Origin of the sequence: Pseudoclavibacter sp. RFBG4, from assembly GCF_002931515.1 — a bacterium.
Classification (GTDB): Bacteria; Actinomycetota; Actinomycetes; order Actinomycetales; family Microbacteriaceae; genus Pseudoclavibacter.
Genome location: NZ_PSYC01000008.1, coordinates 41,407 through 66,917 on the forward strand (window position 1 = coordinate 41,407; position 25,511 = coordinate 66,917).

Here is a 25,511-nt window from a genome sequence, read left to right on the forward strand (position 1 = left end):
GAGCACCAACCGTTCCTGGGTTTCCGAGAGGGCTACCGCGAGCCCCGGCTCAGGGTGTAGAACGCGCGACTACTCGACGGGCGTCACCCCGCGGTCTCGGCCACCTCGCCGCACGAAGCGCAGCACGACGTACGTGACGATCCCGACCGCGACGATGATCCCGCCCCGCAGCCACACCTCGCCGCTCTGCTGGGTGAGCAGGACGATGCAGGAGATGATCGCGAGCACCGGCAGCGCCGTCCAGGCCCTGAAGTGGGCGTGCTCCACCTTGTCGCGACGCAGCACGAGCACGGCGAGGTTGGTGCTGATGAACACGATGAGCAGCAGGATGACGACGGTCTCGGCGAGCACGGCGATGCCGCCGGTTGCGGTGAGCACGATGGCGCAGACGGTGGTGACGATGATGGCGACCCACGGGGTCCGCCTCCCGGGGAGCACGCGCCCGAGCATCCGGGGCAGCAGGCCCTGCCCCGCCATGCCGTAGGTGAGGCGGCTCGCCATGATCATGGTCAGCAGCGCTCCGTTGGCGACCGCGATGAGGGCGATCGCGCTGAACAGCCAAGCCGGAACCGGCACTCCGGTCGCCTCGATGACGTCGAGCAGCGGGCCGGTGGACTCGGCGAGCTCGCCAGCGGGCACGGCGATGGATGCCGCCGTGCCGACGAGCATGTACATGAAGCCGGCGGTGAGCAGCGAGAAGAAGAGGGCCTTCGGGTACACCTTCGACGGTTCGCGCACCTCCTCGATGAGGTTCGCCGACGTCTCGAATCCGACGTAGGAGTAGTAGGCGAGCAGGGCCGCGCCGAGCACGGCGGGGAACGGGTTGATGCCGTCGCCGAACGACACCGCCCGGCCGATGTCGCCACCACCGTTGCCGACGAGCATTCCCACGAGGACCACGACCAGGACGAGACCGGTGAGCTCGATGCACGTCATGACGATGTTCGAGCGCAGCGATTCCTTGATGCCGCGGAGGTTGACGAGGGCGATGAGCACGAGCAGCAGGGATGCGCCGACCACGGGTGGCAGATCGACGAACGTGGCCAGGTAGTCGCCGCTGAACGCGAGTGCGAGGCTCGCCGCGCTCACGACGCCGGCCGCGAGCATGCAGAAGCCCACCATGAAGGACACGAACTCCGAGCGGTAGGCGCGCTGCGCGAACACCGCGGAGCCGCCCGCCTTCGGGTACTTCGTGACGAGCTCCGCATACGACGCCGCTGTGAGCAGAGCCATGCCGAGGGCGACGAGCAGCGGCAGCCAGGTGACGCCGCCGACCTCGCCTGAGATGGTGCCGACGAGGGCGTAGATCCCGGCCCCGAGCACGTCGCCGAGGATGAACACGAAGAGCAGCAGCCCCGTGACGTCGCGTTTGAGTGCCGGAGTCTGCGATGGGGGCTGCGTGGGAGACATGCTCAGAGTCTGTCCCGCGTGGGGATGAAGGTCCCCCCCCCCTTGTCACGCGTGACGTGGTGTGCATCCGACGGTGTGGATCGGCAGCCCCTGTGCATCCGCAGCGACCACGCCTCAGACCTGGCCAATGGTGCTGGCTGTTGCTACCGTTGGATGCTGAAGCCCCGGAATCGGGCTTGCGGACGAGGGAGCAGTACCCGCACCACGACAAGACTGACTCAGAAGGAGCCGTCGTGGCTTGGTTCGTGTTGATTCTGTCTGGAATGCTGGAGGCCGTCTGGGCCTCAGCGCTCTCCGCCTCGAAGGGCTTCAAGAAGCCCGTCCCCGTCGTCGTGTTCCTCGTGTCGCTCACGATCAGCATGGCCGGCCTCGCCTGGGCCATGACGCAGCTGCCCACCGGCACCGCCTACGCGGTCTGGGTCGGCATCGGCGCGACCCTCACCGTCGTCTGGGCCATGGTCACGAAGCAGGAACGCGTCTCGGTCGCCCGAGTCCTCCTGCTCCTGCTGCTCGTCGGCTCCGTCATCGGCCTCAAGGTGGTGAGCTGACCATGGCGTGGATCGCGCTTGTCATCAGCGGCATCCTCGAAGCCGTCTGGGCCACCGCCCTCGGCCAGTCGGAGGGGTTCACGCAGCCCGGCCCGACGATCGTGTTCTTCGTCGGCGTCGTGCTCAGCATGCTGGGCCTCGGCTGGGCCGCGGCGCGTATCCCGATCGGCACCGCCTACGCCGTGTGGGTCGGCATCGGGGCGGCCCTCACCGTCATCTACGCGATGGCGACGGGCGACGAGGCGTTCTCGCCGTGGAAGGCCGTGTTCATCTCCGGCATCATCCTGGCCGTCATCGGGCTGAAGCTCGTGCCGGAGAAGAAGAAGGCTGGGCTCGTCGAGGAAGCCGAACGCGCCTGAGCGCGTTCGGCGCGCATCCAGTCGAGTGTCCGTGGTCGCACGTACGCTGAGCCTCTCGGCTCCAGCCGCCGACCCAGGAAGGGCCAGCATCATCGTCTCGTCTGCCAGCACCCCCGCTCGCACCCGCCTCCTCATGGCCCTGGGTGTCGGCGTCGCGTCAGCTTCGCTGCTGACGGGATGCGCCGGGTCCTTCTTCTCGCCCGCCTACGGCGAGGACGAGGTCGGCAGCGGGGAGGCTCAGGTGCAGACGGAGCCGGAACTCGACCCCGCGGCCGAGGGCTACCCGTCTGCGCCCGCGCAGGCTCTGCCCGAGTCGGCGGGGTACGGGATCTGGGATGTGCCGCTCGCCGAGCTCGCAGCTCCGGCCTGGGTGCAGGCGACCTCGGAGGCGACGGGCATCCCGACCAGGGCGCTCTCGGCGTACGCGGGAGCCGCGATCCGCGTCTCCGAGACGCGTCCGGAGTGCGGCATCGGCTGGAACACCCTCGCCGGCATCGGGGCCGTCGAGTCCCGACACGGCACGTACGGCGGGTCTCAGGTACTGGATTCGGGTCAGGTCGAGCCGCGCATCATCGGCGTGCCGCTCGATGGCAGCGCAGGGTTCCTCGCCATCCCGGACACCGACGGCGGCGCCCTCGACGAGGACACGGAATGGGACCGCGCGGTCGGCCCCATGCAGTTCATCCCGGAGACGTGGGCGAAGTTCGGGCAGGACGCGAACTTCGACGGGGTCGCCGACCCGCACCACATCGACGACGCCGTGCAGACGGCGGCCGCCTACCTGTGCGAGCGGGGCGGCGAGCTCACGAGCGATGACGGCTGGAACACCGCGATCTCCGCCTACAACCTCCCGGCCGAGTACGCACGCGAGGTCGCCGGCTACGCCGTGCTCTACGCCCCGTAGGAGGTCCCGGGCAATCGTCGCGCTGGGCACAGCCCGGTCACGAGCCCTGGGGCACCTCGACGCAGGGGATCGCCATGGTCGCGACGAAGGCGCCATCGGAGTGCATGACCGGGGGCACTGTGTCGTCGAAGATCGCCGCCTCGCCCTCGGCCAGGTCGGTGTCGGCGACGCGGAGGCGTCCGCTGATGAGGTAGATAGCGCGCACGTCTGTGTCGAATTCGACGGGGTCGCTCACGAAGACGCGGCCGAGGATGATGGGCTGCATCTCAGACTTGCGGGTCACCCGCAGCAGCCGGGTGCTCTTCGCGCGCCCGATGGAGCTGCGCAGCAGGAGGAGCGGCGTCGTCGACTCGACCACGATCTGGTGGTCGGCGCGCACCTTCTCCTGACGTGTCCCATCGACGAGCCGCAGCTGCGGCCCGCTGATGCCGAGCCAGTGGTCGACCGTTCCCTCGGGTCGGTGCAGCGACTTCACGTTCCGCTTCACGTCGACGAGGGAGAGGCTCCACCTGGGGTCGACCTCGTCGTCCGGGTCGCGCCAGATCTCGTGCACGCTTCCCGAGCGGAGGTCGGTGCCGAGTCGTTCCCGGGGCAGCGACTGCGGCGTGACGATCTTCATCGAACGGCGTCCAATCTGCGTGTAGCTCAGTTGGGGTTGGCGCTGCCCTGGTGGGGGAAGGCCAGAAGGTGGCGGCCAGTCTGTGAACTGTGCCGCCACCTTCGAGGTCGGTGAACGGGGCGACGCTAGACGCGCGTGTCCTCGAGCACGTAGCCCGCCTCACCGTGCGAGACGGTGTCGAGACCGGCGATCTCGTCCTCGTCCTTCACGCGGAAGCCGATGGTCTTGTGGATGATGAATCCGATGACCAGCGCGCCGACGAAGGAGTACGCCATGATGGCGAAGGCCGCGATGGCCTGCACGAGGAGCTGCGTGCCGTCTCCACCGAGGAACAGGCCGGTGCCGTTGGCGAAGAAGCCAAGGTAGAGGGTTCCGATGAGGCCGCCGACGAGGTGGATGCCCACGACGTCGAGCGAATCGTCGAGCCCCAGCTTGAACTTCAGGTCGATCGCGATGGCGCAGACGGCTCCGGCGATGACGCCGAGGAGGATCGCCCACACGGGGTCGAGGGATGCGCAGGCGGGGGTGATGGCGACCAGACCCGCGACGGCACCGGATGCTGCGCCGACCGAGGTGGGCTTGCCGTCGCGGATCTTCTCGACGACCAGCCAGGCGAGGAGCGCGGCCGCGGGGGCTGCGATCGTGTTGACGACGGCGAGGGCTGCGACGCCGTCAGCGGCGAGCTCGGATCCGGCGTTGAAGCCGAACCAGCCGAACCAGAGGAGGCCGGCGCCGAGGAGCACGAACGGCGGGTTGTGGGGGACGTGCGCTCCCTTGCCGAAGCCGACGCGGCGGCCGAGGACAAGCGCGAGGGCGAGGGCTGCCGCGCCGGCCGTGATGTGCACTGCCGTGCCGCCGGCGAAGTCGATGACGCCGAGGCCGAACGTCTCCTGCAGGCCGTAGGTCGTCCATCCGCCGTAGGCGAAGGAGCCGTCGTCGGCGAGGCCGAAGTTGAAGACCCAGCTGGCGACGGGGAAGTAGACGACGGTCGCCCAGATGCCGGCGAAGATCATCCACGAGCCGAACTTCGCGCGGTCGGCGATGGCGCCGGAGACGAGGGCGACGGTGATGATCGCGAAGGTCGCCTGGAAGGCGGCGAACGCGAGCGGTGGGTAGGCGGCGTCTTCCGGCACCTCGAGGAGGCTGGAGAGCCCCATCGCGGACGGGTCGATCGCGAAGAGCGGGCTCAGGCCCTCAGCCGCCGGGAAGGCGATCGAGTAGCCGAAGAGCACCCAGAGCACGCCGATCAGGCCGATCGCGCCGAAGCTCATCATCATCATGCTGATCACGCTCTTCGCCTTGACCAGGCCTCCGTAGAAGAACGCCAGTCCTGGTGTCATCAGCAGCACGAGCGCCGCCGCGAAGAGGATGAATGCGGTATTTCCTTGATCCATCGTTGTAGACCTCTCTGCAAGGGACGCACGTGGGGCGTCGGGGTGCACTCATGGTGCGCTCGTGCTGTTTCGCCTGCGCGGCGGTGGTGTTACGCGAACGAACGAAGTGTGTTGCAGTCGTGTTTCCGGCGTGTCGCCGGAAACGCACCGCCCGCCTTGCGCAATGTGACGCCCTGAGTAGTCCGGCGCAGCCCCCGTCTTACGGTTCCAGGCGGCGTCTGCCTACCATCCCGGCATGAGCATCTCGGCTTCCCCGTCCCTTGTCCGCGATGGTGGCCCCGGCGGCGACGCCGACGTCGACCGCGCCCAGTTCAACCGCGAATGGGAGGCGTGGCACGTCGAGCACGAGAAGCGGCGCACCGATGGCCACGGGTTCCTGGCCGTGACCAGCCTGAACTTCCTGTCGGAGGAGCCGCAGGCCATCGACGGCATCCCCGGTTCCTGGTCGCTCGAGGACGGGCAGGCGATCGTCGACCTCGCCGACGGTGAGACCCTCGAGGCTGACGGACTCCTGCTGCAGGGGCCCCGGCTGCACCGGTTCCCGTGCATCGCCGAGCGAGACGGGGTCACCGCCCGCGCCGGCAGGGTGCTGATCGAGATCGCCAAGCGGGGAGGCTTCACGATCGTGCGCCCCCGCGACCCCGACTACGACTACCTGGCCGCCTACTCGGGCACCCCCACCTACCTCCCGAACCTGCGCTGGCGCGCGCAGGGCACGTTCGAGGCGTTCGACGCGCCGCGCGATGTCACCGTCGGTGCCGCGGTCGAGGGGCTCGAGCACGTCTACTCCTCGCCGGGCAAGGTCACCTTCGAGCTTCGCGGCGAGCAGTTCTCGCTCACCGCGTTCAACGGGCACGAGGCTGGATCGCTGCTCGTCCTGTTCACGGATGCGACGAGCGGCCTCACGACGTACGCCGCGAACCGTGCACTCTCGGTCTCGGCACCGGATGCGGATGGCCGCGTCACGGTCGACTTCAACCGCGCCGTGAACCTGCCCTGCGCGTACACGGTCTTCGCGACCTGCCCACTGCCTCCCGCCGAGAACCGACTCCCCGTCGGCATCGAGGCCGGGGAGAAGACGCCGCTCGCGAAGGCCGGCGAGCATGCAGAGGGCGCCTCAGCGTGAAGTTCCAGGTCCTCGACATCGTCCCGTACGTCGCCAACCCGGTCACGGGTGAGCAGCTGACGCCGTCCGAGCGGCTCCACGAGACCCTCGAGTTCGCGCTGCGCGCTGAGGAGCTCGGTTTCGACGCCTTCTCGGTGGGGGAGCGCCACGCTGGCCGCTTCCTGTCGTCCTCGCCGAGCGTGCTCCTCGGGGCCATCGCGGCGCAGACGTCGACGATCCGCCTCCAGACGGGCGTGACCGTGCTGTCGATCCTCGATCCCGTCCGGGTGGCCGAGGACTTCGCGACGATCGACCAGCTCTCGCGTGGCCGCCTCGAGATCACCATCGGCAAGGGAAACGAGGTCGCCCAGTTCCCGCTGTTCGGTCTCGAGATCGACGACCAGTGGGAGCTCCTCGCCGAGAAGTACGCGCTGCTCCGGCAGCTGTGGCGGGAGACCGCGCTCGACTGGCCAGGCAGCGAGTTCACGCGTCCCCTCACGAAGGTCACGACCCTGCCGCGGCCGTATGCCGGACCGCCCCGCGTGTGGCACGGCTCGGCGACGACGCTCGCCTCAGCAGCCCTCGCGGCGAAGTGGGGCGACCCGCTCTTCTCGGCGAACGCCATCCAGCCCCTGCGCAACTACGAGGTGCTCGTGCGCCACTACCGGGACGAGTTCGAGCGCCACGGCCATGACCCCCGCACCGCGTTCGTCGGCGCGGGCGCGGGCTCGCTCTTCATCGCCGAGACCTCCCAGGAGGCGAAGGAGCAGTACGGGCCCGTCTACGAGGCCCTCGTCGCCGCCACCAACGTGCCAGGCAACAACTCCGTGTTCCGAGACATCGACCACGCCATCGCCGAGGGGCCGGCTCTCGTCGGCAGCCCGCAGCAGGTGATCGACAAGATCGGCCGCTTCCACGGCGCCTTCGGCCACGACCTGCAGTCGATCAGCCTCCCCACCACGCTCCCGCACGAGCAGCAGCTCGACCAGCTGGAGTACTTCGCCACCGCCGTCATCCCAGCGCTCCGCGAGGAGTTCCCCACGACGCTCTGGAGCGACGAGCTGGTCGGGGCATCCGCCGCATGACGCAGACCGCACCCGTGCCGACGCAGGCGGCGTCGGCCGGGCCAGGGCCTGCAAGGCGCGCTGTGCCCGCTGTGCGCGCTGTGATCCGCGTCCGCGAGGCAACGCCCGCCGATTGGCCCGAGGTCGTCCGTGTCAGCGAGGCGGCGTTCGCCGCTGGGCCGTACGGTCACCTGCAGGTCGGCGAAGAGCGCCGACGCTTCGTGCGCGACGTCGAAGGCCGAGCCGCAGCTGGTGCCGTGCTCGTCGCCGAACGCGACGGTTCCGACGGTCGCGACGGCGCCGAGATCGTGGGCACGCTCAGCATCGCGCGCGCCGGCACGGGCCCATCGCGCCTCGCCACGGGGAACGAAGCGGAGGTGCGACTCCTCGCCGTCTCACCCACCGCGCAGCGGCTCGGCGTCGCGAAGCGCCTGATGCAGGCGGCGAGCGAGACGGCCCTCGGGTGGGGCGCATCCGCGCTCGTGCTCGACACGGGAGGCAAGAACCTCGCCGCGCAGGCGCTCTACGAGGGCCTGGGGTATCGGCGCACCAACGGGGCCGACGACGCGAGCGACACCGAGGCGGTCGCCGACGCGTCCCGCATCCCGCACATCGACTACCGGCTGCCGTTGCAGCTCGACCCCGGCGTCGTGGTGCGTCTCGTGCGGCCGAACGAGATCGACGCCGTCTCGGCCCTCTCGCTGCGCGCCTACGAACTCGAGTACACGATCTCGGGCAACTACCGCGACGACATCGTCTCCGTCGCCGAGCGCGCCGAAGCCGGTCAGGTGTGGGTCGCCGTGGATGCGCTGAGCGGGGAGCTGCTCGGATCCGTCGTGACGCCGAAACCGGGGGAGCACCTCACGACGCTGCCCGAGAGCGACGAGGAGCTCGACTTCCGGCTGCTCGCCGTCGACCCAGGCGCTCGCGGGCGCGGGGTCGGCGCGATCCTCACGAGGCTCGTCATCGAGCTCGCGCGACGGCGCGGGCTGCGGCGCGTGGTCATGAACAGCGGACCGCAGATGGTGCGAGCGCACCGCCTCTACGAGCGGCTCGGCTTCTCCATCCTCGAGTCGCGCGTGCGCACGGTCGACCCCGGCGACGGGCGGCCGCCGTTCCAGCTCCTCGCCTTCACGATCGACGTCTGAGCGTTGCCTCCGAACCTCCGAGCCACCGATCCGATGCCGAGCCCGGTTCCGAATGATTCCCGATGCGTCGCAAGTCGCGGCGCGGGAAGGCATCGCAATGACTGAGATCACCGCACACCACGGCCTGCTCGCGGACACGAAGCTCCACGTCGACGACACGGGCGGAACCGGTCGCCCCGTTGTCCTCATCCACGGCTGGCCGCTCTCGGGCGAAGCCTGGAACCACCAGGTGCCGGCCTTCGAGGCCGCCGGCCACCGCGTCGTGACCTACGACCGCCGCGGCTTCGGCCGCAGCGACAAGCCCCTCACGGGGTACAGCTACGACAGCTTCGCCGACGACCTGCAGTCGGTGCTCGAGGCCCTCGACCTGCGCGAGGTCACCCTCGTCGGCTTCTCCATGGGCGGCGGCGAAGTGGCCCGCTACCTCGCGAAGTTCGGCGACGAGCGCGTGCACAGCGTCGTCTTCGCATCCGCTGTCCCGCCGTACCTGCTGAAGACCGCCGGCAACCCGGACGGCCCCCTCGAGGCTGGAGAGGCCGCCAAGATGACGGCCGCCCTCACCGCCAACCAGGAGTCGTTCTACGACGGCTTCATCACCACCTTCTACTCGGTCGACGACAAGCTCGTCGTCTCCGAGCAGGAGCGCCAGGCTGCCATCGAGCTGACCAAGCAGGCGTTCAAGCCCGCCGCCCTGCAGGCCATGGCGGCGTTCGCGAGCACCGACTTCCGCGACGACCTGCAGGCCGTGAAGGTGCCGACGCTTGTCATCCACGGCGACAGCGACGCGACCGTGCCCTTCGAGGGGTCCGGAGCTCGCACGAACGAGGCCGTCGCCGGCTCCGAGCTGTACGTCGTGGCGGATGCGCCCCACGGCGTCAACGTGAGTCACGTCGACGAGTGGAACCGGGTCGTGTTGGAGTTCCTCGGCCGCTGATTTCGCGAGGAGGGCGACAACTCCGCTGGACGCCGGGACCCCGCCACCGTCGTTTCGGTGGCCGGGTCTCGGCGTCTCGGTGATCTCACAGCGTGCGCGCGCTCGGCGGCCTTGAAGGCGCTGGGATCGCCGCCGTCGCAGGATCCGCAGAGTTCACTGGGAGTCGCGGAGACGGGCGAGTTCAGGCCATCGACGGCACTGGCCGCTTGACAGCGGGCCGAGGGGATTGATGGGCTGGCAGCAGCTCGACGCGCAGGACCGGAAGCATCCCGAGACAACGAAGGCCAGCGAGGCGCTGGCCGGAGGAGGCGTGATGAAGACGAACACCGTGACGAAGACCAGCGAACTCGACCCGACCACGTCGTCCGGGGCAGGCGACCACCGGCCCGCGTCCTCCGGTGGCGGCGGTATGACCGCGAGCCGCGACGAACACGGGCTGCCGACGGGCGCCGCCCTGCGGGAGTGGCGTCGCGCGCATCCGCGGGCCACGATCGCCGACGCCATCGCAGCGGACTCGCTCTCAGCGCGCTGACCGGCCCCTCGGGCGATTAGGCTTGAGGACCGTGACGACAGACCGCGACGCCCTCATCGAACTCATCCGCGACGAAGCCGTGTTCCACGGCGACTTCACCCTCACGAGCGGGAAGAAGGCGACGTACTACATCGACCTCCGCAAGCTGAGCCTCGACCACCGCGCTTCGCCGCTCATCGGCCGCGTGCTGCTCGAGGTCATCGAAGAGTTCGAGACCCTTACGGGCGCGCCGGTGGATGCAGTCGGCGGCCTCACGATGGGTGCAGACCCGCTCGCGAGCGCCGTCATGCACCAGGGGCTCGCGCAGGGCAAGATCGTCGACGCGTTCGTCGTGCGCAAGGAGCCGAAGGACCACGGCCGCGGCCGCCAGGTCGAAGGGCCGGACCTGGAAGGCAAGCGGGTCGTCGTGCTCGAGGACACGTCCACCACGGGCGGCTCGCCACTCAAGGCCATCGAAGCCCTCGAGAAGGTCGGCGCGAAGGTCGTCGGCGTCGCCGTCATCGTCGACCGCGCCACGGAAGCGCAGGGCGTCATCGAAGCCGCGGGCTACCCGTATCGCGCCGCGATCGGCCTCGAAGACCTGGGCCTCGCCTAGGCACTCCCCGTGGCACAGACCCCCACGCCTGAGGCGCGCGAGCAGCCTCAAGCGCGCGATCAGCAGGTGGAGCGCGCCGCGAAGCGTCGCAACCGCGGCGTCCTCGCAGCGCTGATCGGGGTCCTCCTCCTCGGTGGGGCCGCGCTCGGAGTCTGGCTCCAGCCGTTCGGCGACGGGCAGGTCCCGCCAGAGGAGACGGCCGGACCCGCGCTCACCGAGGTGCCGCTCGCGGGCGTCGACGCGTCGCTGCTCGAGCCGGGCCAGTGCATCCGCGACTACGTCTCGCCCTGGGAGCCCAGGTTCGATGTCGTCGAGTGCGACGCCGAGCACTCGGGGCAGCTGCTCGCCGAGGTCGAGGCAACGACGCTGTCTGCGGACGCCGAGTATCCGGGCGAGGAGGCGCTCAGGGACCGCGCCCAGATCACGTGCCAGGCGAGCGACGTCCTCGACACCGCCGCGGCTGCGGCCGTGCCAGGGCTGGTCATCGAGGCCAGCTACCCCCTGAACCAGGCCGACTGGGACGCGGGGCTGCGCGGCTACCGCTGCTTCGCCTCCACGCCGGGGGCAACCACCACCGGCTCGCTCGCGGCGAACCGGTAGCGTGCGACGGCTACGCTCATCGCATGACCTTCGTGAGTGAATCCATCGACATCGATGTGCCCGTCGACGTGCTCTTCAACCTCTACGCCGAGCCTGAGTCGCTCCCGAGCGTCCTCAGCATCGTGAAGCACGTCGAGGTGCTCGGCCCCGACCTCATCCGGTGGGACGTCGAGCTCGTCGGGCAGCGACGCTCGATCGACGCGAAGGTCGTCGTCAACGAGCCGGGCAAGCGCCTTCGCTGGGAATCGGTCGAGGGCCGTGCGTCCTTCGCCGCCGAGGTGCGCACCGAGGCGATCACCCCGGCCAGCACCCGCGTGACGGTGGATGCGGAGTTCGACGCCGGCGGCATCGCCGAGCGCCTCGGCCTCGCGAAGCCCATCGCAGCAGCCGCGATCGCCAACGAGCTCCGCAGCGCGAAGAAGACCGCGGAGGCGCAGGCCGCCCAGTAGGCGCCCGCCTCGCAGCCGTGTTCGCTCGTCGCGGAGCGTCACGATGTCGCACATCACGGGGGCGTGTCGTATTCTGACGACAGAGTCCACGTGCTCCGGGGTCGGTGTAATTCCGAGCCGGCGGTTATAGTCCGCGACCTGCTCCCGCAAGGGAGTGGCTGATCTGGTGAAATTCCGGAACCGACGGTGAAAGTCCGGAAGGGAGGCGCACGTGACGGCACGCCTCGGCGTACCGTCAGCTCGTGGAATCCGCCGACCAGTTCGGCGACCTCCACGCGCCTCGTCATCCCCGGAGCTTTCCACGAAAGCCGGGTAGATGAACACGATGTCAGCACGCTTCCTCGCACCGATCACGGTGGCGATCGGTGTGCTCGCCGTGTGGTGGCTCGTCACGGCGGCGGGGCTCATCTCGCCGCAGTTCCTCCCCGCTCCCGGCCAGCTCGCCGAGCGCTTCTGGCTCGACGTGACGAAGGGCCCGATGCTGGGCCACGCGTGGGTGACGCTCTCGGCGGCCCTGCTCGGCAGTCTCCTCGCGATCCTCGTGGCCGTGCCGCTCGGCTACCTCATCGCGCGCCTCCCGTGGGTCGATGTCGCGATCACCCCGTACGTCGCCGCGTCGCAGGCCGTCCCGGCCATCGCACTCGCGCCGCTGCTCGTGCTGTGGATCGGCTACGGCCTCGCCCCGACGGTCGTGCTCTGCGCGATCATGTCGTTCTTCCCGATGATCGTCACGACCGTGCTCGGCGTGCGGCAGCTCCCGCAGGACGTCATCGAGGCGGGGCGCATCGACGGCGCCAACTGGTACCAGCTGCTGTGGTGGGTCGAGGGGCCGCTCGCCCTGCCGAGCGTGCTCGCCGGCATCCGCGCCGGTGTGACGCTCTCCATCACGGGTGCCGTCGTCGGCGAATTCACGATGGGCGGCCGGGGGCTCGGCATGCTCCTCACCCTCAACCGCGACGCCAACGACATCCCCGGCATCTTCTCCACGCTGCTCATGCTCGTGCTCCTCGCGGTCGCCCTCTACATCCTCATGCGGCTGTTCCAGAACGCCGTGACCTGGAACGACGACGAACCCAAGTCGAGGCGGCGCGCCCGCGTGCTCGCCGACGAACCGCTCCCCGCCTGACCTCACACCCGCCTGACCTCGCACCCCACCTCTCTCGATCTGGAGACGCCCATGAACACTCGTCCAACCACCGCGGGCTTCCGCTCGCGGGCCGTGCGCTCCGTCATCGCGGCCGGCGCCGTGGCAGCCGTGGCCGTGCTCGCCGGATGCTCCCCCTCGGCCGACGGCAACGGCGCGGGGGCGCCCGCCGCGGCCGCGGGCGCGGGCGACGTGACCATCGGCCTCACCTACACCCCGAACATCCAGTTCGTGCCGTTCTACGTGGCCGAGGCGAAGGGCTACTTCGACGACAAGGGCGTCAACGTGGAGCTGCGCCACCACGGCGAGGGCGAGGACCTGTTCGGTGCGCTCGCGAACGGCACAGAGGACTTCGTGTACGCGGGCGGCGACGAGATCACGCAGGCGCGGGCAGCCGACATCCCCGTCACCTCGGTGGCGACGCTCTACAACACGTACCCGGCGACGCTCATCGTGCCGGAGGACTCCGACATCATGACGGCCGAGGATGCACGAGGCAAGACCATCGGCACGCCCGGCCCATACGGGCAGACGTACTTCGCGCTGCTGTCGCTGCTGCAGAGCAACGGGCTGACGGCGGATGACGTGAAGATCGAGTACATCGGCTACACGCAGCAGGCGGCGCTCACGACGGGCGCGGTCGATGGGGTCATGGGCTACATCAACAACGATGCCGTGCAGTTCGAGAAGGCGGGCTTCCCGGTGCGCACGATCGAGATCGCGCCGGCGGAGGCGCCGACCCTCGTCGGCCCGTCGCTGGGGGTCGCCGACTCGATCATCGAGGGAGACGATGCGACGATCACCCCCGTGCTCGAGGCCCTCGCACTGGCCACGCAGGACGTGATCGACAACCCGGAGGAGTCGATCGACATCGCCGCCGAGTACATCCCGACCCTCTACACGGACGAGGCGAAGAGCGACGCGCTCGCGACGCTCGAGGCGACCATCCCGTTCCTGTCCGCGCAGGAGGGGCAGCCGCTCTTCACGAACGACGCCGACGTGTGGGCCACGATGGCGACGTTCATGAGCGATCAGGACCTGCTCGAGAAGCCGCTGGACGGCGACGCGTTCACGAACGCGTACGTGCCGCAGAGCTAGCGTCCTCCCGGCTCCTCCCCGTCGCGCGCGGCCATCCGCTTCTGGATGGCCGACGTGACGGGGCCCGTGAGGAGCAGCAGCAGCCAGGTGTAGCGCGCAGGGTCCGGGCCGAGGAGGAACGCGACCGGGATCGACAGGGCGAACACGGCCGGCACGACGAACGTGAACGCCGACCGGCGGCGCGCCGCCCGCGACGGCTCCGTGAGCCCGCGGTGCACGGCCACGACCCAGATGACGTGCTGCGCGAGCGACGCGCAGATGATGTTGACGGCGTAGAGCACGACGGGCAGGGGCTGCGCGTCGAGGGTCGCCTCGCTCATCGACGCGGTGCTGAACGGCAGCAGCACGATGAAGAACATCGCCACGATGTTCGTGTTGAGCAGTGCGCCATCGAGCGCCGACACGTCGCCCATGAGGCGGTGGTTGACCTTCCAGAAGTTCGCGATGACGAAGAAGCTGATCGCGAAGGCGAGGAGCTGGTCGAGCACGCCGGAGCCGGCGAGCGCATCCCAGCTCGCCCAATGGTCTGCCGTTGGCGGCACGATGTCGACGACAAGCAGGGTGATGGCGACCGCGTAGACCGCGTCGAAGAACGTCAGCCCACGGTCGAACTCCGTGGTTCCGCGTGCGTAGCTGCGTGAAGCCATGATGGATGCTCCGTCTCCGTGAGGTCCGGTCAGTCGAGGGATCGGATGACGCGTGCCGGGTTGCCCACGGCGACGACGTTCGCGGGCAGGTCCTTCGTGACGACGGCGCCAGCGCCCACGACCGTGTTCTCGCCGATCGTGACGCCGGGGCAGACGATGACGCCGCCGCCAAGCCACACGTTGTCGCCGAGCGTGATGGGCGCGCCCGCCTCGTAGCCGGCGCGGCGGGGCTCGGGGTCGAGTGGATGCGTCGGCGTCAGCAGCTGGACGTTCGGCCCGATCTGGCAGCTCGCACCGATCGTGATGGGAGTGACGTCGAGCGCCACGAGACCCACGTTGACGAAGGTGCCGTCGCCGATCGTGATGTTGGAGCCGTAGTCGACGTACAGCGGCGCCTTCACGGTGACGTTCGCCCCCAGACCGCCGACGAGCTCGGCGAGGATCCCGGACGCGCGCTCCGTGTCGACGGGGAACGCGGCGTTGTACTCGGCCTGCAGCCGAACCGCGCGCTCCGCCCCCGCCAGCAGCTCCGGGTCGTCCGCGTGGTACAGCTCGCCGGCCAGCATCCGCTGCTTCATGGTGCGACCGTCGTCGAAGTTCACCGTCATGGCAGAACCCTAGCCTGCGCCCGGATACGGCCGAGTGTGCACGTTCCGACGCGCTCGGCGCGTTAATCTCGACGGGTGACCTCGTTGTGGAACGCCGCCGGACCCGACCTCGTCGTGCACGGCGACAACCTCGACGCCATGAGCCGCCTCCCGGACGGCGCCTTCCAGGTGATCTACCTCGACCCGCCCTTCAACACCGGCAAGCAGCAGAAGCGGCAGTCGGTGAAGGTGAAACGGCAGTCGCCCGTGGAAGAGTCGGTCGAAGCCGCCGAGCTCGGGGAGGCGCTCGCGCACGACGCCGCGCCCGCCGAGTCGGAGGCGGCGGCCCCAGCATCCACGCCGCTCACCCGCACGGGGTTCCAGGGACGCAGCTACGAGCACACCCTCGGGGAGCTCTCGGCGTTCAACGACGAGTTCGCCGACTACTGGGGCTTCCTCGAGCCGCGCCTCGTGGAGGCCTGGCGGCTGCTCGACGAGACGGGCACCCTGTACCTGCACCTCGACTACCGGGAATCGCACTACGCGAAGGTGGTCCTCGACGCGCTCGTGGGGCGCGACAAGTTCCTCAACGAGATCATCTGGGCGTACGACTACGGGGCGCGCACGTCGAAGCGGTGGCCGGCGAAGCACGACACGATCCTCGTCTACGTGAAGGACCCGAAGAAGTACCACTTCGATGCCGCCGAGGTCGACCGTGAGCCGTACATGGCGCCCGGCCTGGTCACCGAGGCGAAGCGGGAGCGCGGAAAGCTGCCGACGGACGTCTGGTGGCACACGATCGTCTCCCCGACCGGGAAGGAGCGCACCGGTTACGCGACGCAGAAGCCGGCGGGGCTGCTGCGGCGCATGATCCGCGCATCCAGCCGGGAGGGCGACTGGGTCGCCGACTTCTTCGGCGGCTCCGGCACGACGGCTTCCGTGGCGCGCGAGTGCGGACGCAGGGTCGTGACGGTCGACGTGTCGGTGGATGCACTGCGCACCATGCGGAGGCGTCTCGGCCCAGAGGGGGTCGAGTACCGCAAGCTCACGAAGGACGGCTCGAGGCTCCTCTCGGGCGCCCCGAAGCGCAAGCGCTAGCCCCTCGAGACCCGCGCGACCGACTCGAGGAGGGCGTCCGCGACCCCACCGAGCTCCTCTGCGGTCGTGGACGCTCCCCACGTGAATCGCAGGGCGGTCCGCGCGTCGTCCTCCGCGATGCCGAGGGCGAGCAGCACGTGCGACGGCTCGTCGTGGCCTGCGGCGCAGGCCGCGCCAGCCGAGGCGAGCACGCCGTGCTGCTCGAGCTCGAGCAGCACCGTCTCGCCGTTGATGCCGGGGATGACGAGCGACGCGTGACGGGGGAGGCGAGCGGATGCGTGGCCCGTGAGCCGCGCGCCCGGGACCGACCCCAGCACCGCGGCGACGAAGGCGTCCCTGGCACTGACGGCGTCGAGCTGGCCCGCGCGCCGCTCCTCGTCGGCGAGCCGCAGCGCGACCGCGAACGCCACCGCGAAGGCCACGTTCTCTGTGCCCGAGCGACGCCCTCGCTCCTGGCCGCCACCGTGCATGAGCGGCTCCAGCGGCAGCCTCGACCGCACCGCGAGCACCCCGACCCCCTTCGGTGCCCCGAGCTTGTGGCCGGACACGCTGAGCGCATCCACGCCGGTCGACGACATCGAGATGTCGAGGGAGCCCGCCGCCTGGATGGCGTCCGTGTGGAACGGCACACCGCGCGCATGGGCAACGTCGGTGAGAGCGGCGATGTCCTGCACCGTGCCGACCTCGTTGTTCGCCGTCGAGAGCGATACGAGCGTCGTGTCGTCGTGGAGGGCAGCGGCGAGCGACTCCGCGCTGACCGTGCCGCGGGCATCCACGTCGACGAACGACACCTCGAAGCCGTGCAGCCGCACCAGCGCGTCGACGGAGGCGAGCACCGATTCGTGCTCGAGGCGACTCGTCACGACGTGCCGACCGCGCGGGTCGCCGAGCGCGATGCCCTTGACCGCCAGATTGTTCGCCTCGGTGCCGCCCGAGGTGAACACCACCTCGGTGGCGCGGCAGCCGAGCACGGCCGCGACGCTCTTCCTGGCGTCGCCCAGTGCTGCAGCCGCCTCCTCGCCGAGCCCATGCGTGCTCGACGGGTTGCCGAACGACGCCGTCAGGAACGGCCAGGCGGCGGCGAGCGCCTCCTCGCGAACCGGCGAGGTCGCCGCGGCGTCGAGGTGCAGCACGTCAGGCACCCGCCTCAGTCATCGGTGTCAGCCATCGGTGTCGGACTCGGGCCCGACCTCGAGCGACATGTCGAGACCCAGGTCGATGGCGTGCGCGCTGTGGGTGAGCGCGCCGACGGAGATGACGTCGACACCGGTCTCCGCGATCGCCGCGACCGTGTCGAGGCTCACCCCGCCGCTCGCCTCCACGACCGCCCGGCCAGCGATGAGGGCGACACCCTCGCGCAGCTCGGCAAGCGAGAAGTTGTCGAGCATGATCGTGTCCACGCCCGCGTCGAGCACCGCCGGGATCTGGTCGAGCCGATCGACCTCCACCTCGACGTGCGTCGTGTGGCCCAGCCTCGCGCGCGCCGCGAGGAGCGCATCCGTGACCCCGAGACCGGACTGCTGGAGCAGCACCGCCAGGTGGTTGTCCTTCGCCATGACCGCATCGGACAGCGAGAAGCGGTGGTTCCGGCCGCCCCCGCTCGCGACGGCGTGCCGCTCGAAGGCCCTGAGCCCTGGCGTCGTCTTGCGGGTGTCCGTGATGCGAGCCGAGGTGTGCGCGACGGCGTCGACGTAGCTCCGGGTCAGGCTCGCGATGCCGCTCATCCGCTGCGTGAAGTTCAACGCGACCCGCTCGGCCGTCAGCACCGACCCGGCGGGGCCCGTCACCGTCGCCAGCACATCCCCGGCCGCGAACGCCTCGCCATCGTCAGCGTGCAGATCGACGAGGACCTCGGCATCCGTCAGCCGGAACGCCGCCGCGAACACGTCGATGCCCGAGAGCACCCCCGCCTCGCGGGTGACGAGCGTCGCGCTCGCGGTCGCCTCGACGGGGATGAGCGCGTGCACCGTGATGTCACCCCACGGGGCGTCTTCGGCGAGCGCCGCGCTCACGGCGGTCGCGATGTGGGCAGGAGTCAGCATCAGTGCGCCATCGCCTTCTGTCGGAGGGGGAGCGAGCGGGGGAGCGCGTGCGGGGACGCGGGCTGGGACGCCGCCCCTGCCGCCGGATGCTCGTCGGATCGGAAGTGCGCGCCCACCGACTCGGTGCGTGCGAGCGCCGAGGCCACCGTGAGGCGGGCGAGGAGGAGCAGGTTCGTGTCCTCGCGGTCGCGGACGCTGGAGGAAGCCCCGTCTGCTGGCCGTGCCTCGGCCCACGCGTCGAGCGTGCGCTTGGCGTCTTCGAGTGCCGGACCGCTGCGGTGCAGGCCCGCGTGCGCCCACATGAGCTCCTGCAGCGCCGCGCGCGAGAAGGCCGGCGCTTCGTCGCGCGACGTCGCCTGTCCAACATGAGTGCGATTCTGGCGAGAATGCGGCTGAAACGGCTCTGCTGGGGCAGATTCGCACTGAAGTTGGTCAGCGGCGGCGGCAACGGGGTCAGCGGCGGCGGCAACGGGGGCAGCAGCAGCCGGGGCGAGGGATCGCGCGGCGGCGTCGTGGTCGATGGCCTCCGCGACGCGGCGCCCGAACACGGCACCCTCGAGGAGCGAGTTCGACGCGAGCCGGTTGGCGCCGTGCACGCCGGTGCTGGCGGTCTCCCCGGCGGCGAACAGGCCGGGCATGCTCGTGCGCCCGGAGAGGTCGGTCACGACCCCGCCCATGAGGTAGTGGGCGGCCGGCGTCACGGGCACGGTCTCCCGCGACCAGTCGAGCCCGCTCTCGTCGATGTGCGCGGTGATGCTGGGGAACCGGCGCTCGAGGAACTCCCGCCCGAGGTGCCTCGCGTCGAGGCGGATGGGGCGGCCGTCCTGCTTCGCCATCTCGTCGGCGATGCCCCGCGCCACGACGTCGCGTGGGGCGAGCTCCGCGTTGGGATGCACTCCGAGGAGGAACCGCTCGCCCGCCTCGTTCAGCAGCACGGCTCCCTCCCCGCGCACGGCCTCCGAGATGAGCGCGCCACCGGAACCGGCGAGCACCGTCGGGTGGAACTGCACGAACTCCAGGTCGGCGAGCTGCGCGCCTGCCCTGGCTGCGGCGGCGATGCCGTCGCCGGTCGCGACAGCGGGGTTGCTCGTGTGGGCGAAGAGCTGGCCGGTGCCGCCCGTCGCGAGGACGACAGCGTCGGCGGAGTGCAAGCGGGGCGTCGGCGCCTGGGGGCTGAGGAGCCACGCGCCGACGGCACGCCCGCCGCGCACCGCGACGTCGGCGAGGAACGTGTGCTCGAGCAGCCGGAGCTCGCCGTGCGCGGCCACCGATCGGACTGCTGCGCTGAGCGCGCGCTGGATCTCGCGCCCCGTGGCATCCCCGAACGCGTGCAGGATGCGGGCGTGCGAATGCGCGGCCTCCAGGCCCCGGGCGAGCGCGCCCCCCGTTTCCCGGTCGAAGCGGGTGCCGAGAGCGATCAGCTCGTGGATGCGCGCCTCCGCCGAGCCGCAGAGCACCTCGATGGCGCGCCGGTCGCCGAGGCCGGCACCGGCGGCGACGGTGTCGCGGACGTGCGACTCGACGCTGTCGTCGCCGCCACGCTCGGTGCCGGTCCCGAGCACCGCCGCGATGCCGCCCTGGGCGCGGGACGTGGCGGTGTCATCGAGTGTCGTCTTCGTGACGACGCTGACGTCGTGGCCGTCTGCGCAGGCGGCGAGGGCGGCGGTCAGGCCGGCGATGCCGCTCCCAATGACGAGGACCCGCAGGGGCCCGGCTTCCTGGGCCATGTCAGGACGCCATCGTGGTGTCTGGCCTTGCCGCGAGCATCCGCTCGACGGCGACCCTGGCGGGCTCGGCGATGTGGGCGGGGACGCTGATCTGGTTGCGCACCTCGCCTGCGACGAGCCCCTCGAGCACCCAGGCGATGTAGCTGGGGTGGATGCGGTACATCGTCGAGCAGGGGCACACGACGGGGTCGAGGCAGAAGATGGTGTGCTGGGGGTACTCGGCGGCGAGGCGCTGCACGAGGTTGATCTCGGTGCCGATCGCGAATACCGATCCGGCCGGGGCGGCCGCGATGGCCTTCGTGATGTAGTCGGTGGAGCCGTACTCGTCGGCGGCGTCGACGATCGCCATGGGGCACTCGGGGTGCACGATGACGCGCACCTCGGGGTACTCGGCGCGGGCCTTCTCGATCTGCGCGACGGTGAAGCGCTTGTGGACGGAGCAGAAGCCGTTCCAGAGGATCACCTTGGCGGCGTCGAGCGACTCAGGGGTCTGCCCGCCGAGGGGGCGGCGCGAGTTCCAGAGCGGCATCTCCGTGGTGGGCACGCCCATGGCCTTCGCGGTGTTGCGGCCGAGGTGCTGGTCGGGGAAGAAGAGCACCCGCTGGCCGCGCTCGAAGGCCCACGTCAGCACCGTCTCGGCGTTGGAGGAGGTGCAGACGATGCCGCCGTTGCGGCCGCAGAACGCTTTGAGCTCGGCGGAGGAGTTCATGTAGGTGACGGGGATGACGGGCACGCGGCCGCTGGCGTCCGGCTCCGTGCCGTAGAGCTCCGCGAGCTGCTCCCAGCATTCTTCGACGGAGTCGCTGTCGGCCATGTCGGCCATGGAGCAGCCGGCCGCGAGGTTGGGGAGGATGACGGCCTGCTCCGGTGCAGACACGATGTCGGCGGTCTCCGCCATGAAGTGCACGCCGCAGAACACGATGGCTTCTGCCTCCGGCTTGGCCTTGGCGGCGTTCGCGAGCTGGAAGGAGTCGCCGATGAAGTCGGCGTACTGCACGACCTCGTCTCGCTGGTAGAAGTGGCCGAGGGTCACGACTCGGTCGCCGAGCGTGGCCTTGGCGGCGAGGATGCGGTCGTGGATCTCCTCGTCACTCGCGGTCCGGTACTCCTCCGGCAGGAGCTCCTGCCTGGGCGCCGCGGGCGGAAGCCGGTCGGCCATTGACGCCCCAGGCCCGTAGGACGGCACTTGCAGGTCGAACACCCACGGGGATTTCACGAGCTCCGGCGAGCAGCTCTCGCCCGCCTGCTTGCCGTTCTGGATGCGCGTGATCGTGGTGTGCACTGAGGCGGTCGTGGTCATGGCTTGCGTCTTTCTGGGGGAGGTACCGGTAGAGCTTCGGGGGGCGGTGTCGGGTGCCGGCGAGGGTCTCCCCGGTCTCGGTGAGGGACTTCGAGGCGAGCATGTCGCGGCGGAAGTTGGCGGCGTCGAGCGGTCTGCCGAGCACTGCCTCGTAGACCTCCCGCAGCTGGGCGAGGGTGAAGGATGCACCGAGGAAGCTGTGCGCGATCGAGCTGTACTCGACCTTGTTCCTGAGCCGCCAGAGGGCGTAGTCGATGATGCGCCGGTGGTCGAAGGCGAGGGGCGGGAGGTCGTCGACGGGGTGCCAGCGCACGTTGTCTCCGAGGCGGGCGGAGCTCGCCTCCTCGCCGCCCACGAGCGCCCAGTAGACGACCGAGACGACGCGGGGGTCGTTGCCGAAGACGCGGTCGGCGTCGCCGAAGGCGTAGAGCTGCTCGAGGTACTTGGGCGCGAGGCGCATCGTCTCGAAGAGGGTGCGCGAGGCGGCGGCGCCGAGGTCTTCGTCGCCGAGCGGTCCGCCTGGGAGGGCGAGGAGGTCGATGAACGGCTGGCGCTGACGGCGCACGAGCGGCACCCAGATCGTGGGCGCTGGCGCCCGGTGCGACGAGGGCGGGGACGGGCGCAGCGCGAAGATCACCGTGGAGACGGCGAGGGTCGCGTTGGTGGCGGTCATCCGCTGCTCTCTTCTCTGCTGGTGGTGTCGCCGAGGCGGCGGGTACTTAAAGTCACTTCGACTCTAAGTGGAGTGTACGCCACGCTCGCGGCCCGGCGCGCCTAGGCTGTGGCGGTGAGTGAACAGCAGCAGTTCGGCAGCGAAGACGACGCCCCGCACGGGGTCGGCCCCTGGCCCGGCGGTCGCGAGGACTGGCCAGAGGGGCCCTGGTTCGACGCGGAGCTGCTCGAGCACGGCGACCGCAGGAACGTGATCGACCGCTATCGGTACTGGTCGATGGATGCGATCGTCGCCGACCTCGACACGAAGCGTCACGCGTTCCACGTCGCGATCGAGAACTGGCAGCACGACATGAACATCGGCTCGATCGTGCGCAGCGCGAACGCGTTCGCCGCCGACACGGTGCATATCGTCGGCAGGCGCCGCTGGAACAAGCGGGGCGCCATGGTCACCGATCGGTACCAGCACGTCGTGCACCACGAGACGGTCGAGGCGTTCATCGCCTGGGCGAGGAGCGAGGACATGCCCGTGCTCGCCATCGACAACGTGCCCGGCTGCGTGCCCATCGAGACCTACGAGCTGCCGGAGCGGTGCGTGCTGCTGTTCGGGCAGGAGGGCCCAGGGGTGTCGGCGGAGGCCGTCGAGGTGTCGGATGCTGTGCTGGAGATCTCGCAGTTCGGCTCGACTCGCTCGATCAACGCGTCGGCGGCGGCGGCCGTCGCGATGCACACGTGGGTGCTGCAGCACGTCGACTTCGCCTAAGGGGCGGTGGTCGTCTCGTCCTTCGCTGAGTCGGCCGCGCGCTCCGTGCCCCTCGCGAGCGCAGCGGCTCCGGCGAGGATCAGGTCGAGGCCAGCCGTGAAGCGCTCGGTGGGATCCTGTGGCTCGAGTGGGTCCTGGTCGCGGGCCTGGAGGGTGCCGACCTCCGCGGCGTGGGTCTGCTGCTGCTCGTGGAAGGCCTGCCCGATCGTGTAGTGCACGACCGCCTCGGCGCACGTGCGACCGCCCCAGCCATCGAGGGCGAAGTCGCTGCGGGCCGCGCCTGAGGTCATCCGCACCAGATCGACGGTCAGCAGGCCGAGGGCGAACGAGCTCGAGACGAGCTCGGCGCCGTCCCTGCGGGAGCGGAGCGCGGTGTGAAGCTGCAGCGCGAGGGTGCGGGTCTGCTGTGTTCCGGGCTCGGTCCCTGCACCCGGGAGGAGCCAGGTCTCGGCGGTGAGGGGGCGCAGGATGCGGTCGCTCACGGCCGCCAGCAGCGACTGCTTGTTGGGGAAGTGCCAGTAGAGCGCGCTCGGCTGCACCTCGAGGTAGTCGCTGATGCGCCGCATCGAGAGGTTCGGCAGGCCGTGCTCGTCCAGCACCTCGAGCGCTGTGGTGACGATCTCGGTGCGGCTGAGCTTCTCGTGGCTGCTCGCAGGGGTGCGTGCGGCGTCACGCGAGGCGCCTTCGGCTGGACCACGGGGTGTCATGGCGCTAATCTACTGAACACTGTTCACTGAACACCGTTCAGGAGATTCGAGAGAAAGGTCCCACTCCCTATGAGCACCGAATCGATCGACGCCGCCAGGCGTCCCGCCAATGGCGCCGTGCCCCGCGTTCTCGCCGATCTCGTGGCCGGGGCCGGTTCACGCACCGGGGTTCAGCTCCTCAACGTCGCGCTCGTGCTCGGCGGCACGCTGTTCCTCATCGCGGCCGGCTTCATCGTCATCCCGCTGCCGTTCACGCCCGTGCCCGTCTCGCTCGCGACCTTCGCCGTGCTGCTGACCGGCGCATCCCTCGGGCCAGCACGGGCCGCGGCGAGCGCCGGCCTGTACCTCGCGCTCGGAGCTCTCGGCGCGCCCATCTTCGCCGACGGGGCCTCCGGTGTGCTGTTCCCGTCGTTCGGCTACATCATCGGCTACGTGCTGGCCGCGGTCGCCGTCGGTGCGCTCGCCCGTCGCCGCGCCGACCGCCACGTCGCGTCCACAGTGGGCGCCACGGTGCTCGGCACGCTCCTCGTCTACGCGGCCGGCGTGCCGTGGCTCGCGGTCTCGCTCGGCGTCGACCTCGGCACCGCCCTCGCGCTCGGGGTCGTGCCCTTCCTCATCGGCGACGCCATCAAGATCGCGGCCGTCAGCGCGCTCCTGCCGTCGACCTGGAAGCTGCTCAGGCGGTAGCGGCAGCCGCGGCCCAGGACGGGTCGCCGGGGAGCCGCCCCATCGGGTCTCGCTGCGACGCGGGCACGGTGGGGTCGGGCTGCGCGACGGAGCGACGAAGCGCCTCGTCGATGGACAGCGGGCGCTCGGCGTCCTCCGGGAGGAGCTCGGCGATCCACGTGTCGTCGTCGGCGACCATGTCCTCGCGCAGGCTCTCCATGAGCGACGTCACGGTCGAGGACGGCACGTCGGTGATCAGGGTGGCGAGCCTCGCGACCAGGGGCTCCGGCAGTCCAGGCAGGATGACCTGCGGTCGGCGCTTCTCGACGGTGTCGGCGTAGCGGTCGATGAGTCTCGGGTAGGGGAGTCGCTCGCCGCCGCCGACGGAGTAGGCGCGCGTCGAGACGTCGGCGGTCAGCGCGCCGCTCACGGCCCTGGCGAGGTCGACCACCGCGATGGGCTCGACGTCGCTCTGCATCCACGCAGGCACCACGGTCACGGGCAGCCGCGCGGCGAGCTGCGACATGAGCTCGAAGCTCGTGGAGCTCGCGCCGAGGACCATGGCGGCTCGCAGGGTGACGACCACCGCGTCCGCCTCGTGGAGCTCGCGCTCGACCTCGAGGCGCGAAGTGAGGTGCTCCGAGAGCTCCTCCTCCGCAACGGGCGGGATGATGCCGGAGACGTACACGATGCGTCGCACCCCAGAGCGGTCAGCGGCCGCGCGCACGAGCCGCGCCGCCTCGAGATCCGCCTCGCGGAAGTCGTCGCTCGCCATGCCGTGCACGAGGTAGAGGATTGCGTCGACGTCGGCCGTCACCGCTGCCGCGACGGAGGCCTCGTCGAGCACGTCGAGCTCGACCCGGCGCACCCGCTCGGCCCACCAGAACGCGTCGAGGTCGCCCGGCTTGCGGGCGCCGGCCGTGACCTCCATGCCCGCGTCGAGCAGGACCGGTATCACTCGGCTGCCGATGTATCCCGTCGCGCCCATCACCAGTACGTTCATCGGTCGAAGCCCTGCCTCCTCGGCACCGCGTCGGGTGCCGACCCTCATCATGGCGGTGCAAGCTGCGAGGCGGCATCGGCGTTCTGTAAGGAAGGGCATCCACCTCGTATGGGTTCCGTTAGGACGACCCTCCTGGCGCTCTGAGAGGAGTTGTATCGAGCACTGCGCCTCACGGCGTGCAGCCCAGCCGCCTCGGCTCGGCCGCTGACCTCCGAACGGAGCCCAAGTGCTTGACGTCGTCTTCGTCGCGGGCGTGCTCGCCCTCTTCGCCACCATCGGCCTGCTCGGCAAGGCGATGGAGAAGCTGTGATCGTCTTCGACATCGTCGCGGTCGCTCTCGGCATCGCCGCCATCGTCTACCTCGTCGTGGCACTCCTGAAACCGGAGCGCTTCTGA

The 25,511-nt window shown here is 70.2% G+C and carries 28 protein-coding genes, 1 pseudogene and 2 riboswitches; of the genes and pseudogenes, 17 read left to right on the plus strand and 12 right to left on the minus strand.

Features of this window, described 5'->3' with window-relative positions:
- Window positions 1–69: 69 nt before the first annotated feature.
- Window positions 70–1,410, minus strand: coding sequence for an APC family permease (locus C5E10_RS02340; protein WP_104330266.1), 1,341 nt, complete (start codon window positions 1,408–1,410; stop codon window positions 70–72).
- 156 nt (window positions 1,411–1,566) lie between these two features.
- Window positions 1,567–1,633: riboswitch (guanidine-III (ykkC-III) riboswitch) on the plus strand.
- Between the two features lie 10 nt (window positions 1,634–1,643).
- On the opposite strand from C5E10_RS02340, the gene C5E10_RS02345 reads away from it, so the two are divergent.
- The 3 genes from C5E10_RS02345 to C5E10_RS02355 are packed head-to-tail and all read left to right on the plus strand — an operon-like array spanning window position 1,644 to window position 3,221.
- Window positions 1,644–1,958 (plus strand): multidrug efflux SMR transporter, encoded by a 315-nt coding sequence (locus C5E10_RS02345; RefSeq protein WP_104240021.1) that lies wholly within the window; start codon window positions 1,644–1,646, stop codon window positions 1,956–1,958.
- 2 nt (window positions 1,959–1,960) lie between these two features.
- Window positions 1,961–2,317 (plus strand): multidrug efflux SMR transporter, encoded by a 357-nt coding sequence (locus C5E10_RS02350; RefSeq protein ID WP_104330267.1) that lies wholly within the window; start codon window positions 1,961–1,963, stop codon window positions 2,315–2,317.
- A 31-nt stretch (window positions 2,318–2,348) separates the two neighbouring features.
- Window positions 2,349–3,221, plus strand: coding sequence for a lytic transglycosylase domain-containing protein (locus tag C5E10_RS02355; protein WP_258070971.1), 873 nt, complete (start codon window positions 2,349–2,351; stop codon window positions 3,219–3,221).
- Between the two features lie 37 nt (window positions 3,222–3,258).
- Here C5E10_RS02355 and C5E10_RS02360 read toward each other — a convergent pair whose 3' ends face one another.
- Window positions 3,259–3,840 (minus strand): hypothetical protein, encoded by a 582-nt coding sequence (locus C5E10_RS02360; protein WP_104330268.1) that lies wholly within the window; start codon window positions 3,838–3,840, stop codon window positions 3,259–3,261.
- A gap of 125 nt (window positions 3,841–3,965) precedes the next feature.
- Window positions 3,966–5,234: an ammonium transporter gene (locus tag C5E10_RS02365; RefSeq protein WP_104330269.1), complete on the minus strand. Its 1,269-nt coding sequence runs from the start codon at window positions 5,232–5,234 to the stop codon at window positions 3,966–3,968.
- Between the two features lie 235 nt (window positions 5,235–5,469).
- Here C5E10_RS02365 and C5E10_RS02370 point away from each other — a divergent pair, with 235 nt between their 5' ends.
- The 10 genes from C5E10_RS02370 to C5E10_RS02415 all read left to right on the plus strand — a co-directional run bounded on the left by C5E10_RS02370 (window position 5,470) and on the right by C5E10_RS02415 (window position 13,903).
- The gene (locus tag C5E10_RS02370) at window positions 5,470–6,360 is read left to right on the plus strand and encodes a DUF1684 domain-containing protein (RefSeq protein ID WP_104330270.1); all 891 of its coding nucleotides are present in this window, start codon (window positions 5,470–5,472) and stop codon (window positions 6,358–6,360) included.
- Complete coding sequence (locus C5E10_RS02375; RefSeq protein ID WP_104330271.1) at window positions 6,357–7,424, plus strand: LLM class flavin-dependent oxidoreductase; 1,068 nt, start codon at window positions 6,357–6,359, stop codon at window positions 7,422–7,424. Before C5E10_RS02370 ends, C5E10_RS02375 begins: the two co-directional genes overlap by 4 nt.
- Window positions 7,421–8,551 carry a GNAT family N-acetyltransferase gene (locus C5E10_RS02380; RefSeq protein ID WP_104330272.1) on the plus strand — a complete coding sequence of 377 codons (1,131 nt, stop codon included), beginning with the start codon at window positions 7,421–7,423 and terminating at the stop codon, window positions 8,549–8,551. The genes C5E10_RS02375 and C5E10_RS02380 overlap by 4 nt, the downstream gene beginning before the upstream one ends.
- Before the next feature lie 97 nt (window positions 8,552–8,648).
- Window positions 8,649–9,485, plus strand: coding sequence for an alpha/beta fold hydrolase (locus C5E10_RS02385; protein ID WP_104330273.1), 837 nt, complete (start codon window positions 8,649–8,651; stop codon window positions 9,483–9,485).
- Window positions 9,486–9,798: 313 nt separating this feature from the next.
- A complete protein-coding gene (locus tag C5E10_RS02390; protein ID WP_104305730.1) occupies window positions 9,799–10,017 on the plus strand; it encodes a hypothetical protein in 219 nt (72 codons plus the stop codon).
- Window positions 10,018–10,048: 31 nt separating this feature from the next.
- Complete coding sequence (gene pyrE, locus C5E10_RS02395) at window positions 10,049–10,612, plus strand: orotate phosphoribosyltransferase (RefSeq protein WP_104240031.1); 564 nt, start codon at window positions 10,049–10,051, stop codon at window positions 10,610–10,612.
- A gap of 9 nt (window positions 10,613–10,621) precedes the next feature.
- Entirely contained in the window at window positions 10,622–11,212 is a 591-nt protein-coding gene (locus C5E10_RS02400; protein ID WP_104330275.1) for a septum formation family protein, read from the plus strand.
- Between the two features lie 23 nt (window positions 11,213–11,235).
- Window positions 11,236–11,661, plus strand: coding sequence for an SRPBCC family protein (locus C5E10_RS02405; protein ID WP_104330276.1), 426 nt, complete (start codon window positions 11,236–11,238; stop codon window positions 11,659–11,661).
- An 87-nt stretch (window positions 11,662–11,748) separates the two neighbouring features.
- A riboswitch (FMN riboswitch) is annotated at window positions 11,749–11,875 on the plus strand.
- 111 nt (window positions 11,876–11,986) lie between these two features.
- Window positions 11,987–12,787: an ABC transporter permease gene (locus C5E10_RS02410; RefSeq protein WP_308471702.1), complete on the plus strand. Its 801-nt coding sequence runs from the start codon at window positions 11,987–11,989 to the stop codon at window positions 12,785–12,787.
- Window positions 12,788–12,838: 51 nt separating this feature from the next.
- Entirely contained in the window at window positions 12,839–13,903 is a 1,065-nt protein-coding gene (locus tag C5E10_RS02415) for an ABC transporter substrate-binding protein (protein WP_104330278.1), read from the plus strand.
- Here the strand turns inward: C5E10_RS02415 and C5E10_RS02420 are convergent.
- Both C5E10_RS02420 and C5E10_RS02425 read right to left on the minus strand, forming a co-directional pair.
- Window positions 13,900–14,550 (minus strand): TMEM175 family protein, encoded by a 651-nt coding sequence (locus C5E10_RS02420; RefSeq protein WP_104330279.1) that lies wholly within the window; start codon window positions 14,548–14,550, stop codon window positions 13,900–13,902. The genes C5E10_RS02415 and C5E10_RS02420 overlap by 4 nt on opposite strands.
- Before the next feature lie 29 nt (window positions 14,551–14,579).
- Window positions 14,580–15,158 carry a sugar O-acetyltransferase gene (locus C5E10_RS02425; protein ID WP_104330280.1) on the minus strand — a complete coding sequence of 193 codons (579 nt, stop codon included), beginning with the start codon at window positions 15,156–15,158 and terminating at the stop codon, window positions 14,580–14,582.
- 138 nt (window positions 15,159–15,296) lie between these two features.
- On the opposite strand from C5E10_RS02425, the gene C5E10_RS02430 reads away from it, so the two are divergent.
- A complete protein-coding gene (locus C5E10_RS02430; protein WP_104330321.1) occupies window positions 15,297–16,235 on the plus strand; it encodes a site-specific DNA-methyltransferase in 939 nt (312 codons plus the stop codon).
- Here C5E10_RS02430 and C5E10_RS02435 read toward each other — a convergent pair.
- From C5E10_RS02435 to C5E10_RS02455, 5 genes and pseudogenes are all read right to left on the minus strand, one after another.
- Window positions 16,232–17,368, minus strand: coding sequence for a cysteine desulfurase family protein (locus tag C5E10_RS02435; RefSeq protein WP_104330320.1), 1,137 nt, complete (start codon window positions 17,366–17,368; stop codon window positions 16,232–16,234). The genes C5E10_RS02430 and C5E10_RS02435 overlap by 4 nt on opposite strands.
- A gap of 27 nt (window positions 17,369–17,395) precedes the next feature.
- Window positions 17,396–18,277 carry a carboxylating nicotinate-nucleotide diphosphorylase gene (nadC, locus tag C5E10_RS02440; RefSeq protein ID WP_104330281.1) on the minus strand — a complete coding sequence of 294 codons (882 nt, stop codon included), beginning with the start codon at window positions 18,275–18,277 and terminating at the stop codon, window positions 17,396–17,398.
- Window positions 18,277–20,004: an L-aspartate oxidase gene (locus C5E10_RS02445; RefSeq protein ID WP_104330282.1), complete on the minus strand. Its 1,728-nt coding sequence runs from the start codon at window positions 20,002–20,004 to the stop codon at window positions 18,277–18,279. The genes nadC and C5E10_RS02445 overlap by 1 nt, the downstream gene beginning before the upstream one ends.
- 1 nt (window position 20,005) lies before the next feature.
- A complete protein-coding gene (nadA, locus tag C5E10_RS02450) occupies window positions 20,006–21,304 on the minus strand; it encodes a quinolinate synthase NadA (RefSeq protein ID WP_104330283.1) in 1,299 nt (432 codons plus the stop codon).
- A 22-nt stretch (window positions 21,305–21,326) separates the two neighbouring features.
- Window positions 21,327–21,977 (minus strand): annotated as a pseudogene (locus tag C5E10_RS02455) (NUDIX domain-containing protein); the annotation flags it as partial.
- Window positions 21,978–22,091: 114 nt separating this feature from the next.
- Between C5E10_RS02455 and C5E10_RS02460 the strand changes: the two are divergent.
- The gene (locus C5E10_RS02460; protein ID WP_104330322.1) at window positions 22,092–22,739 is read left to right on the plus strand and encodes a TrmH family RNA methyltransferase; all 648 of its coding nucleotides are present in this window, start codon (window positions 22,092–22,094) and stop codon (window positions 22,737–22,739) included.
- On the opposite strand, the gene C5E10_RS02465 is transcribed toward C5E10_RS02460, so the two are convergent.
- Entirely contained in the window at window positions 22,736–23,446 is a 711-nt protein-coding gene (locus tag C5E10_RS02465) for a TetR/AcrR family transcriptional regulator (protein WP_104330284.1), read from the minus strand. The genes C5E10_RS02460 and C5E10_RS02465 overlap by 4 nt on opposite strands.
- Window positions 23,447–23,515: 69 nt before the next feature.
- Here C5E10_RS02465 and C5E10_RS02470 point away from each other — a divergent pair, with 69 nt between their 5' ends.
- Window positions 23,516–24,133 carry a biotin transporter BioY gene (locus tag C5E10_RS02470; RefSeq protein ID WP_104240044.1) on the plus strand — a complete coding sequence of 206 codons (618 nt, stop codon included), beginning with the start codon at window positions 23,516–23,518 and terminating at the stop codon, window positions 24,131–24,133.
- Here the strand turns inward: C5E10_RS02470 and C5E10_RS02475 are convergent.
- Window positions 24,123–25,115, minus strand: coding sequence for an NAD(P)H-binding protein (locus C5E10_RS02475; protein ID WP_104240045.1), 993 nt, complete (start codon window positions 25,113–25,115; stop codon window positions 24,123–24,125). The two genes, C5E10_RS02470 and C5E10_RS02475, sit on opposite strands and share 11 nt — an antisense overlap.
- 306 nt (window positions 25,116–25,421) lie before the next feature.
- Between C5E10_RS02475 and kdpF the strand changes: the two genes are divergently transcribed.
- On the plus strand, window positions 25,422–25,511 hold the full coding sequence (gene kdpF, locus C5E10_RS02480; protein WP_104240046.1) for a K(+)-transporting ATPase subunit F: 90 nt from the start codon (window positions 25,422–25,424) through the stop codon (window positions 25,509–25,511).